Here is an 11038-nt window from a genome sequence, read left to right on the forward strand (position 1 = left end):
AGAACAGCCATGAGCAGCTACGACGTCGTCATCCTCGGTGGGGGTCCCGGTGGCTACAACGCCGCCATTCGCGCCGGCCAGCTGGGGCTCAAGGCCGCCTGCGTCGAAGGCCGCGCCACCCTCGGCGGCACCTGCCTGAACGTCGGCTGCATGCCGTCCAAGGCCTTGCTGCATGCCTCGGAGCTGTACGACGCGGCCATGGGCAAGGAATTCGCCGAACTGGGCATCGAGGTCAAGCCCAGCCTCAACCTGGCCCAGATGATGAAGCAGAAGGACGACAGCGTGGCGAGCCTGACCAAGGGCATCGAGTTCCTGTTTCGCAAGAATAAGGTCGACTGGATCAAGGGCTGGGGCCATATCGACGGCCCGGGCCAGGTCACGGTGACCGACAGCGCCGGGGGCAAGACCCGGCTGCAGGCCAAGGACATCCTGATCGCCACCGGCTCCGAACCGACGCCGCTGCCCGGGGTTGAGATCGACAACCGGCGCATCCTCGACTCCACCGGCGCGCTGTCCCTCAGCGAGGTGCCCCGGCACCTGGTGGTGATCGGCGCCGGGGTGATCGGCCTGGAGCTGGGTTCGGTCTGGCGGCGCCTGGGGGCCCAGGTGACGGTGGTCGAGTACCTGGACCGCATCTGCCCCGGCGTCGATGGCGAAGCCGGCAAGGCCCTGCAACGGGCCCTGGGCAAACAGGGGATCGCCTTCAAGCTCGGCACCAAGGTCACTAGCGCCAGCACCTCGGCCAACGGCGTGCAGTTGAGTATCGAACCGGCAGCGGGCGGCACGGCGCAGCTGCTGGAAGCCGACTACGTGCTGGTGGCCATCGGGCGCCGGCCTTATACCCAGGGCCTGGGGCTGGAGAACGTCGGCCTGAGCACCGACTCGCGCGGCATGCTCGCCAACCGCCAGCACCGCACCGAAGCCCCCGGCGTGTGGGTGATCGGCGACGTCACGTCCGGGCCGATGCTTGCCCACAAGGCCGAGGACGAGGCCATGGCCTGTATCGAACAGATCGTCGGCAAGGCCGGTGAAGTGAATTACAACCTGATCCCCAGTGTGATCTACACCAAGCCCGAGCTGGCCAGCGTCGGCAAGACCGAAGAGCAGCTCAAGGCCGAGGGCCGGGCCTACAAGGCCGGCAAGTTCCCTTTCACAGCCAACAGCCGGGCCAAGATCAACCACGAGACCGAAGGTTTCGCCAAGGTCCTGGCGGACGCGCAGACCGATGAAATCCTCGGCGTGCATTTAGTAGGACCGAGCGTCAGCGAAATGATCGGCGAATACTGCGTGGCCATGGAGTTTTCCGCCTCGGCCGAAGATATCGCCCTGACCTGCCACCCACACCCGACCCGCTCCGAGGCGTTGCGCCAGGCGGCGATGGATGTCGAGGGGATGGCGACGCAGATGTAACCCCCGGTCCCGCCCCTGTAGCCGCTGCCGCAGGCTCGGGCCGCGTTCGGACGATAAGGCCGAAGGCCTTCAGCGATCTTCAGACCCTGCGCGCCCTTGGGTCGCGATCGCAGCCTTCGGCAGCGACTACAGATGATCGCGTCAGGTCGGCAAATGCCCCAGCGGCAGCGCCCCGGGGGTTTTCACCGTGTGGATCGCGAAGTTGCTGCGGATATCGCTGACGCCCGGCAGTTTCAGCAGGCTGCCAGTGAGGAAGCGGTCGTAGGCCCGCAGGTCCGGCACCACCACCTGCAGCAGAAAGTCCGACTCGCCGGACACCAGGAACGCCGAAAGCACCTCCGACAGCGCCGTCACCGCCTTGTGGAAGGCCTCGGAATGCTCGTCGGTGTGCCGTTCGACCTTGACCCCGACGAACACCGTCAGCCCCAGGCCCACTTCATCGCGATCGAGGTTGGCCTGGTAGCCGCGAATCACCCCGGCTTCTTCCAGCATCCGTACCCGGCGCAGGCAGGGTGAGGGCGACAGGCCGATCTCCTCAGCCAGTTGCACGTTGCTCAGGCGGCCGTCGCGCTGCAGGGCGGCGAGAATCTTGCGGTCGTAGGCGTCCAGTTTCATCTTTGGCATTTTCCGATAGTCACTCCATGTCCAGGAGGAAGATTATGCCAATTTCCGCCCTCTTGCTGGCTGACTACGCAAGCACCTGCCCTGCCCTTCGGCCCTAGACTCTGGCTACCGAATCGACAACGAAAGGGGTGGCAAGGTGGCACAACTCTGGATGTTTTTCCTGGCGCTGGCGGTGGTCTATCTGCTGCCCGGCCCCGACATGATCCTGCTGCTGCAAACCGGCGCCCGCCAGGGCAAGGGCCTGGCGCTGGCCACCGCGGCAGGCCTGGCGATTGCCCGGGGCTGCCATGTGGCGCTGGCGGCATTGGGCCTGGCCACGCTGTTCAAGGCCGCGCCCTGGACCTTCGAGGTGGTGCGCCTGGGCGGGGCCGCCTACCTGTTGTGGCTCGGCGTGCAGTGCCTGCGGGCCAACCTGCTGCCCAGCCTGCAAAACGGCGAGGCCGCGAGCGCCCTGCGCTGGCGCGAAGCGATCCGCCGCAGCCTGCTGACGAACCTGCTCAACCCCAAGGCGCTGCTGTTCTGCTCGGTGTTGCTGCCACAGTTCATCGACCCGCAGGCCGGCCCCGTGGCCGCGCAGTTCGCCAGCCTCGGCCTGCTGCTGGTGCTGGTGGGGTTGCTGTTCGACAGCGCCTACGCCCTGGCCGGCGCCTGGATCGGTCGCTGGCTGGCGCACAACCGCACCGCCCAGCGGGTCCAGCAATGGCTGTTCGGCAGCCTGCTGATCGGCTTCGCCCTGCGCCTGACTTTCGTGCAACAGGCCTGAACTCTGTAGCCGCTGCCGCAGGCTCGGGTCGCGTTCGGACGATCGCGACCGCAGGGCGCGCAAGGCCGCAAGATCGCTGAAGGCCTGCGGCCTTATCGCAGCCTGCGGCAGCGGCTACAAAAGCTTGCGTCCTGCCTCATTCAGGCGGGCAAAAACCCGCGCCGGTTCAGGCCGGCTTGCGGGCAATGATGACCTGGCTCTTGGCGACCACGGCGTCCAGCGCGTGCTTGATCTGCACCCCGCGCGGCGAATTGAGGATGGCCTGCCAGGTACTGGCCCACTGGTCGAGCAACGGATGGTCCGGATTATCGAGGTCGACCTTGGCTTCCCAGAACAGCAGCATCCACATCGACCAATAGAAACCGTGCTGGCTATGGCTGAGCACCTCCAGCCCGGCGTCGCTGACCATCTGCTTGAACTGTTCTTCGCTGATGATGCGGATGTGGTTGGGCTTCTGGAAATACTGAGGCGCGGCGATGTCCTTTTGCAGGTCCTCGGAGCTCGGGTGCGGCACGCTCAACAGGTACAGCGCGCCTGGCTGGCCGACCCGCACCAGCTCGGAGAGAAACTGCGCCGGGTCGTCCACATGCTCGATGACTTCGGTGGACACCACGCGGCTGGCAGTACCGTCGGCGATCGGCAGCGGGTTGCAGTCGGTGACATGGCATTCGACGCCACGGGCCGGGGTATCGCTCAGGCGCTGGCGCGTCGCCTCGATCTTGGCGGCATCGATGTCGGCAACAATGATCTTCGCCCCACGCATCGCGCAGTAATGCACGTTGCCGCCGTCACCACAGCCGACATCCAGCAGGGTGTCCTCGGCCGTCACCGGAAAGCCGGTGAACAACTCGCCGTTTTCCTGGTTGAACCAGCCGCTGAGCATGGCGTCCTGCAGGCCCAGCATAAACGGATCGACCTTGGCCAGCGGCGGGGTCTCGGGCGTCACGGCCGCAGGAGCGCTCGCCGTGAGTTTTTTCAGAAGGCTCAGCATGAAGTGACTCCAGTGGAAGGAACGGGAGAGCGGGCTGCCCCCAGGCGCTGCACCAGCTCGGCGCCCCGATTGCGCAGGGGCAACTCGATGACACGGTAGTTGAGTTCGCTCAGCAACAGCAGTAGGCCCAGGGCGCAGGCCAGCGCCAGCAACGGCTGCTCGTTCGGCCCGGTCGTACCCAGGGGCGCCAGGCGAAACCAGGCTTCGCGGATCAGCAGAAACGCCGGGACATGGATCAGGTAGATCCCATAGGAACGGCTGCCGACCCAGGCCAGCAGGCTTTTCAGCGGACCGCGGGGCAACAGGTAGTCGCGGTTGTAGGAAGCGATCCACACCAGCAGCGCGCAGAGCACCGCCAGGGCGCCAACCCGGTAACGGGTGACATTAAAACCATCGGTGGCCAACCAGCCCAGGCCCAGGCAGGACAGGATCAACAGCAGCGGACCGAGCCCCGCATACCGTCCCAGCCACTTTGGCTCCCAGTGCCGGTAGCTGCCGCAGGCCGTCCACAGCGCCAGCAACACGCCGAGGGCCATGGCGTCGGTCCGGATGACCATCAGCAGCGCCGAACGCAGGGTCAGGACTTGCACGAGCACCAGCGCCAGCAACACCCAGGCCAGGTACTTGCGGCACACCAGCACCAGCAGCGGCAGCAACAGGTAGAACTGCTCCTCCAGCGACAGGCTCCAGTAGACAAAACTGGCGCCGTACTCATAGTGGAAAAAGCTGTCGGCGAAGCGAAAATTGGCGAACTGCAACAGGCCGGCAACCGTGGCCCACAGGTTGGCGTGCAGGCTGCCGAAGGCCCCCGAACGATTGAGAAACAGGCTCGCCAGCAACATCAGCAGCAGCCACAACCAGGCCGAGGGCAACAGGCGGAAGGCGCGGCGAATCCAGAAATCGCGGGTCCGTTGCCAGAACTGCGAGGCGCTAGTGCAGGCACGCAGCTGCGGGACCAGGCTGCGGGCGATGACAAAGCCGGAGATGGCGAAGAACAGGTCCACGCCCCACCAGAACTGGCCGTAGGCCGCAACGCTGCCCAGCCAGGCGACCCCATCGCGAAACAGACTGCCTTGCAGATGATGGAACACCACGCCCAGCACCGCGATGCCCCGCAGCAGCTCGATGTCCATGATCCGCTTGTCGTTCAAGACGGCTCAGCCACTGCGCCGGACAGCGGCTTGCGGGCGATGATGACCTGGCTTTTCGGCATGAAGCCATCCAGCACCTGCTTGATCGCCAGCCCGTCGGGTTGCGCCAGCAGTTCATCCCAGGTCCGTGCCCAGCCTTCCATCAGCGCCGGGTATGGCGCCTGGATGCGGTCGCGCACGGCGCCCGGTGGCTCGCGGCCGGCGGCCCGTTCGCTGGCCCAGAAGAAGATCATGCCCATGACCCAGAAAAAGCCCGTGGCCTGCCGGTGTTCTATGACCAGCCCGGCGTCCTCGATCATCTGGCCAAAGCCCTCGCGGGAAAAAATCTGCACATGGTTCGGCGCGCGGTAATAACCGGGCGGCGCGATGCCCTTCTGCAGATGCTCGCCCACCGGGTCCGGAACGCTGATCAGGTACTGCGCGCCGGGGCGGCCCATGCGCACCAGCTCGGCGAGAAACGGCTCCGGCTGTTCGATATGCTCCAGCACCTCCATGCACACCACTTTGCTGGCGCAGCCCTGGGCCAGCGGCAACGGCAGGCTGTTGCTGACCAGCCCCAGGGCCGCTACGTCCGATTGCTCGGCGACTTGCCGGGCCAGCTCGCGCACCTTGTCGAACTCGCTGTCGGTGAAAATCACCGAGGCGCCCTGGCGCATGGCGAACAGCGTCGCCACGCCTTCGCCACAGCCGACATCAAGCAAGGTGTCTTCAGCGCTGATGGCAAAGCCCTTGAGCAGCTCGCCGGTTTCAGAGCGGAACCAGCCGTCGAGCAGGGCGTCGCGCAAGCCGCAATCGCGGGGGGAAACCGCCACCTTGGGCGCTTCGGCCAGCAGCGGCGCAGGCAACGGCGCGCCCCTGCGCAAACGCCGCAGAAACGCCCGCATCACGCGGGAAGCCCGGGGGTGGCAGGCGTCTTGCGCCGCTCCAGCACCTGCTGGAAGAACTCGCCCAGGCGCTGTTCGGCCGTGGCCTGGCTGCAGAAACGCCGCAGGCTGTCGATCGCATGGGTCGACATCCGTGCATAACGCTCCGGGTCCTGCAAGGCGATGTCGTAGCTGGCGCGATAGGCCGAGCACAGCGAATCCCAGTTGGTGATGTAACGCAGGGTCCGATAGGCGGCCCGGGGATCGTGGGGCCAGGCCGTCAGTTCATCGGTGGAGTCGACGATGAAGGTGTTGTCGTGGTCGATGTAGTCGGCCATCGCGGTGTTGCACGGCGCCACCGCCGGCTTGCCGCAGGACATGAACTCCATCAGCGGCAGGCACTGCCCTTCGCCGAACGAAGAATTCACCACATAGCTGGTGGCCTCCACCAGCCGCTCGTAGTCCGGATCGGACAAAAACCCGTGGATCAGCACGATGCGGCACTGGTAGGACTGGTTCTTGTACAGGTGGTGCAGCATGTCGGCCAGCGCCTCGCCGATATCGTGGTGGGTCAGTTTCAGCACCAGGGTGGCGTCGGCACAGCCGCGAAAGGTGGTGCAGAACGCGCTGATCATGTCCTGCCAGTTCTTGCGCCCGTCGTAGGGGTTGAACACCGAGGTGTAGACCACCCCGTCGAGCAGCAGCTGGCAATCGCGGGCCTGGGTATCGAGCGCCAGCGGCGTGCCTGCGCACAACGTGCTCGGGCCGTAGGCGCTCAGGTCCAGGGTGCGGCTGTCGAGCAACAGGCCACGCAGGCTGAGGGTCACCCGGGACGCCCGTGGCTGCTTGCCCAGTTGCTCGCCACGGCGGGCGAAGCGATCCCAGACCGGAGCCGGAATCGCACAAATCGGGTAGTCCTCGCCCATCACATCGCGCACCGCTCGCACGGTAAAGCTGGAGTGGGTGATCGCCGCGCCCGCGGTGCCCAGGACCAGCCGCCAGTCATGGCGCGGCTCGCCGTGCCAGCTTTCGGTGGGAATGGTGCTGAACTCCCAGGCGAACACCGGGATGGTCGGGCAGGCGTAATGGTTGGGCGTGCGATGGGGCGGCGAGAACGACAGGAAAATGCATGCCTCGCCGCGGCTCTGGCAGTCGAAATACAGGCGGTCCACCAGCTCGTCGGGGTTGCTGACCTCCAGCACCTGGCCCAGCCGCTCCAGCACCGGCCGAAACTCCTTGAGCACGAAGTAGTAGCTGTATTCGGGGCGGCCGAGGTTCTGCTGGATGTTGCTCTTGTTGGTTTCCGAATGGATGAGGATCAGCATCAGGCATTACCCGCCACAGCCAGGGAGGACGCACCGTCGGCCTCGGTCAACGGGGTCAGGGCGAAGAAGTCCCGCAGGCGCCCCTGCACGCTGGCGAAGCTGCTGTACTCCTGCATGCGCCGGGCCGCGGCCTGGGACATCGACTGGTAGCCCGCGGGGTTTTCCTTGGCCATGCGGTAGCTGTCCTGATAGGCGGTTTTCAACGAGCCCCAGTCCGGGCGGTGGCGCACGGTGCGAAACAGGATGCGCGTGTCCTGCGGCCAGATCGCCGGCTCCTGGCTGGACTTGACGACGAAGGCCACGTCCTCGTCGATGTAATCCAGCATGGCCGTATGCAGCGGCGCGATCACCGGTTTGCCACAGGCCATGAACTCCATCAGCGGCAGGCACAGGCCTTCGCACCGCGAGGCGTTGACGTAGAAACTGGCCGCGCCGTACAGCCGGGCGAATTGCTCGTCGTCCAGATACCCGTGCATGGCCACGACCCGGCAGCTGAAGGGTGACAGCTGCGACAGCAGGGTCAGCATTTCGACGTAATAGGTCGACAGGTCGTTCTGGGTCATCTTCAACACCAGGGTGGCGTCTTCGGTATCACGCATCGCCCAGCAGAACGCGGTGATCAACTGATGCCAGTTCTTGCGGCCGTCGTCGGGGTTGAACACGCTGACATAGACCACGCCGTCGACCTGGAACTCCACCTGCTGGTCGGTGGCCGGAAGGACGGCCTGGGGATGTTCTGGCTCAGGCGCAGGTTGCGCTGGCACAACGTGCTCCGGGCCTGGCTTGGCCATCAGCGCCCTCAGGCGCTCGGGAACCCGGTCACGCAACCCCTCGCGGTAGCATTCGCGAATGTAGTGCTTGCTGATGAACAGCGGCCGGCGCCATTCGCCGCCGACCAGCGCCCGATACCATTCGCGCAGATAGTGCTTGGCGATGAACAACCGGCGCCTGGCGGTCAGCGGCGGGGCTTCGACGATTTCGGCCTCGACTTCGACCGGAGCAGGAGGCGGCGGTGCCTCATCCAACACCGGCGCGATCAGACCGTCAGCGGAAAGCCCCAGCGTCCGGCTGTCGATGATGCAGCCCTTGATTTGCAAGGTAGTGCCGGCGTTGACCGGCACATTGGGGTATTGCCCGCGGACGCCGTCGAAGCGCTCCCACAACGGGGTAGGCAGCACCAGCACCGGGAAATGCTCACCCAGCACCCGACGCACCGCCCGGGCCGTATGGCTGGACAGGGTGATCACCCGGCCGTGGCGGCCAAGGGTGCGGCTCCAGTCCTGGTGCGGGTCGTTATCCCAGTATTCGTGGGGGATCGAATCGAACTCCCAGGCCACCACGCACAGGGTCGGGCAGTCCAGGTCGACCGGGGTTTTCTGGGGTGGGGTGAACGAAAGAAACAGGCTGTCTTCGCCCTTGAGCCGCAGCTCGTGATACAGCCGATCGACCTCGGCGGGCGCCTGCACCACGTGAACGCGCCCAAGGCTTTCCAGCACCGGGCGATAGGCCTTGAGCACGAAGTAGTAGCTGTATTCCGGACGCCCGAGGCTCTGGCTGATGGAGCCGTCGTTCACATCCGAATAAAGAATGAAATTCATGGCATCTCACGATGAAGCCGCCATCCTGGCACCTTCACACAATGACGGTAGAGCCATGGCACCACGCCTGTGTTGTGGGCGTGCATCCATCGTTCTCATGCCCGTCTACGTTCTTGTTCTATTGGTCAGTTTTGCATGGCTCCGAGACAGCCATCCTGATCGTTTTGGGGTCGAGACGAGGGGCATTCTAAACACATCCGTTTAAGATTCGGGAACCTCCCAACAAGATTTTTCCTATGCTGGAAAACGAGAACTTACCGGTCACGGTAGGACTTATTGAAATTGCCGCGCAATTGGCACAGATTGACCGCCAAACAACTACAACAAGCTTCGTCAATAGAAAGGCCCTGGGAAATAGCAGAGTTTTCGTATTTCTCACATGAATTATGTGTCAAAATATTGCCGAAGCCTCCATCTTAAAGAGGCTGCTGCTTGAAAAAGCGTCTGTTTGTAACGGGCCTGAATGGATTCGTGGGACGTCATCTACGCTCCCGCCTGGGCGCTGCCGATTCAGGCTGGGAACTGTTGCCCGCGCCACCCTTTGACCTGACCCAACCGCAAAGCCTGCAAGACCTGTGGCCCGAGTTACCGGATGCGGTGATTCACCTGGCTGGCCAGACCTTCGTCCCCGAAGCCTTCCGCGATCCTGCCCGAACCTTGCAGATCAACCTGCTGGGCACACTCAACCTGTTGCAAGCGCTGAAAGCCCGTGGCTTCAGCGGCACCTTCCTGTACGTCAGCTCCGGTGACGTCTACGGCCAGGTCAGCGAAAACGACTTGCCCATCGACGAGCGCCAGCCGCCCTCCCCACGCAATCCTTATGCGGTGAGCAAGGCCTCGGCCGAACTCCTGTGCCTGCAGTGGGGCATGAGCGAAGGCTGGCCTGTGATGGTGGCCAGACCGTTCAACCATATCGGTACCGGGCAGTTGGACAGCTTCGCCGTCGCCAGTGCCGCGCGCCAGATCGCCCGGATCAAGCACGGCCTGCAGGCACCGCGGCTGGAAGTCGGCGATATCGACGTCACCCGCGACTTCCTCGATGTCGCTGACGTGGTGAACGCTTACCTGGCCCTGTTGCGCAGTGGCGTGCCGGGCCAGGTCTACAACATCTGCTCCGGCCAGGAGCACAGCATCCGCAGCCTGATCCAGCAGCTGGCGGACATCGCTCAGGTCGAAATGGAACTGGTTCAAGACCCCGCCCGTCTGCGACGGGCAGAACAGCGTCGTGTCTGTGGCAGTCACGCCAGGCTGCAAGCCGTCACCGGATGGACGCCCGAAACCACAATAAAACAATCCCTGCGGGCGATCCTGTCCGACTGGGAGTCACGGGTATGACAAGAATGACAAAAAGTGCACTGATCACAGGGATCACGGGGCAGGACGGCGCCTATCTGGCCAAGTTGCTGCTGGACAAGGGCTATCAGGTTCACGGACTGGTGGCGCGACGCAGCAGCGACTCGCGCTGGCGCTTGCGTGAGATGGGCATCGAGGGCGAGATCCGCTACCTGGATGGCGACATGGCCGACGCCTGCTCCGTGCAACGGGCGGTGATCAAGGCGGCGCCCGACGAACTCTACAACCTTGCGGCGCAAAGCTTTGTCGCCGCCTCCTGGGACCAGCCGGTGACCACCGGCATCGTCGACGGGCTGGGCGTGACCCACCTGCTCGAGGCGATCCGCCAGTTCAGCCCGCACACCCGCTTCTACCAGGCCTCCACCAGCGAAATGTTCGGCCTGATCCAGGCCGAGCAGCAGGACGAAAATACCCCGTTCTACCCGCGCAGCCCCTACGGCGTGGCCAAGCTCTACGGGCACTGGATCACCGTGAACTACCGCGAGAGCTTCGGCCTGCACGCCAGCAGCGGCATCCTGTTCAACCACGAATCGCCTCTGCGCGGCATCGAATTCGTGACCCGCAAGGTCACTGACGCCGCCGCCCGGATCAAGCAGGGCAAGCAGCAGGAACTGCGCCTGGGCAACATCGACGCCAAGCGCGACTGGGGATTCGCCGGCGACTATGTCGAAGCCATGTGGCTGATGCTGCAACAGGGCAAGGCCGATGATTACGTGGTGGCCACCGGCGTCACCACCACCGTGCGCGAGATGTGCCAGATCGCCTTCGAACACGTTGGCCTGAATTACCGTGACTACGTGAAAATCGACCCGGCGTTTTTCCGCCCCGCGGAAGTCGACGTGCTGTTGGGCAACCCGGCCAAGGCCCAACGGGTGCTCGGCTGGAAACCCAAGACCCACCTGGAAACCCTGATCCGCATGATGATGGATGCGGACATGAAACGCGTCGCCAAGGAGTAAG

At 64.5% G+C, this 11038-nt stretch carries 10 protein-coding genes; 4 read left to right on the plus strand and 6 right to left on the minus strand.

Features of this window, described 5'->3' with window-relative positions; genetic code table 11:
- Positions 1-9 precede the first annotated feature (9 nt).
- Positions 10-1410, plus strand: coding sequence for a dihydrolipoyl dehydrogenase (gene lpdA, locus H0I86_RS31370; RefSeq protein ID WP_180923340.1), 1401 nt, complete (start codon positions 10-12; stop codon positions 1408-1410).
- Between the two features lie 141 nt (positions 1411-1551).
- Here lpdA and H0I86_RS31375 read toward each other — a convergent pair whose 3' ends face one another.
- Positions 1552-2025 carry an Lrp/AsnC family transcriptional regulator gene (locus H0I86_RS31375; protein WP_180925942.1) on the minus strand — a complete coding sequence of 158 codons (474 nt, stop codon included), beginning with the start codon at positions 2023-2025 and terminating at the stop codon, positions 1552-1554.
- Between the two features lie 145 nt (positions 2026-2170).
- On the opposite strand from H0I86_RS31375, the gene H0I86_RS31380 reads away from it, so the two are divergent.
- The gene (locus tag H0I86_RS31380; RefSeq protein WP_180923341.1) at positions 2171-2797 is read left to right on the plus strand and encodes a LysE family translocator; all 627 of its coding nucleotides are present in this window, start codon (positions 2171-2173) and stop codon (positions 2795-2797) included.
- A 166-nt stretch (positions 2798-2963) separates the two neighbouring features.
- Here the strand turns inward: H0I86_RS31380 and H0I86_RS31385 are convergent, their stop codons facing one another.
- The 5 genes from H0I86_RS31385 to H0I86_RS31405 are packed head-to-tail and all read right to left on the minus strand — an operon-like array spanning position 2964 to position 8725.
- Complete coding sequence (locus H0I86_RS31385) at positions 2964-3788, minus strand: class I SAM-dependent methyltransferase (RefSeq protein ID WP_180923342.1); 825 nt, start codon at positions 3786-3788, stop codon at positions 2964-2966.
- On the minus strand, positions 3782-4939 hold the full coding sequence (locus H0I86_RS31390) for an acyltransferase family protein (RefSeq protein ID WP_180923343.1): 1158 nt from the start codon (positions 4937-4939) through the stop codon (positions 3782-3784). The genes H0I86_RS31385 and H0I86_RS31390 overlap by 7 nt, the downstream gene beginning before the upstream one ends.
- On the minus strand, positions 4936-5823 hold the full coding sequence (locus H0I86_RS31395; protein ID WP_180923344.1) for a class I SAM-dependent methyltransferase: 888 nt from the start codon (positions 5821-5823) through the stop codon (positions 4936-4938). The genes H0I86_RS31390 and H0I86_RS31395 overlap by 4 nt, the downstream gene beginning before the upstream one ends.
- Entirely contained in the window at positions 5823-7127 is a 1305-nt protein-coding gene (locus H0I86_RS31400) for a glycosyltransferase (protein ID WP_180923345.1), read from the minus strand. The genes H0I86_RS31395 and H0I86_RS31400 overlap by 1 nt, the downstream gene beginning before the upstream one ends.
- Entirely contained in the window at positions 7127-8725 is a 1599-nt protein-coding gene (locus H0I86_RS31405; protein WP_180923346.1) for a glycosyltransferase, read from the minus strand. Before H0I86_RS31405 ends, H0I86_RS31400 begins: the two co-directional genes overlap by 1 nt.
- A 432-nt stretch (positions 8726-9157) precedes the next feature.
- Here H0I86_RS31405 and H0I86_RS31410 point away from each other — a divergent pair, with 432 nt between their 5' ends.
- A complete protein-coding gene (locus H0I86_RS31410) occupies positions 9158-10060 on the plus strand; it encodes a GDP-mannose 4,6-dehydratase (RefSeq protein WP_180923347.1) in 903 nt (300 codons plus the stop codon).
- A 5-nt stretch (positions 10061-10065) separates the two neighbouring features.
- Positions 10066-11037, plus strand: coding sequence for a GDP-mannose 4,6-dehydratase (gmd, locus tag H0I86_RS31415; protein ID WP_007924592.1), 972 nt, complete (start codon positions 10066-10068; stop codon positions 11035-11037).
- Position 11038 lies beyond the last annotated feature (1 nt).

This window comes from Pseudomonas chlororaphis subsp. aurantiaca (genome assembly GCF_013466605.1).
In the GTDB taxonomy this organism is placed as follows: domain Bacteria; phylum Pseudomonadota; class Gammaproteobacteria; order Pseudomonadales; family Pseudomonadaceae; genus Aquipseudomonas; species Aquipseudomonas chlororaphis_I.

Bases quoted from the DNA above. Each gene is read 5' to 3' on its own strand.
- H0I86_RS31385 (WP_180923342.1), bottom strand. From the start codon at position 3,788: ATGCTGAGCCTTCTGAAAAAACTCACGGCGAGCGCTCCTGCGGCCGTG.
- gmd (WP_007924592.1), top strand. From the start codon at position 10,066: ATGACAAAAAGTGCACTGATCACAGGGATCACGGGGCAGGACGGCGCC.
- H0I86_RS31375 (WP_180925942.1), bottom strand. From the start codon at position 2,025: ATGAAACTGGACGCCTACGACCGCAAGATTCTCGCCGCCCTGCAGCGC.
- lpdA (WP_180923340.1), top strand. From the start codon at position 10: ATGAGCAGCTACGACGTCGTCATCCTCGGTGGGGGTCCCGGTGGCTAC.
- H0I86_RS31395 (WP_180923344.1), bottom strand. From the start codon at position 5,823: ATGCGGGCGTTTCTGCGGCGTTTGCGCAGGGGCGCGCCGTTGCCTGCG.
- H0I86_RS31400 (WP_180923345.1), bottom strand. From the start codon at position 7,127: ATGCTGATCCTCATCCATTCGGAAACCAACAAGAGCAACATCCAGCAG.
- H0I86_RS31405 (WP_180923346.1), bottom strand. From the start codon at position 8,725: ATGAATTTCATTCTTTATTCGGATGTGAACGACGGCTCCATCAGCCAG.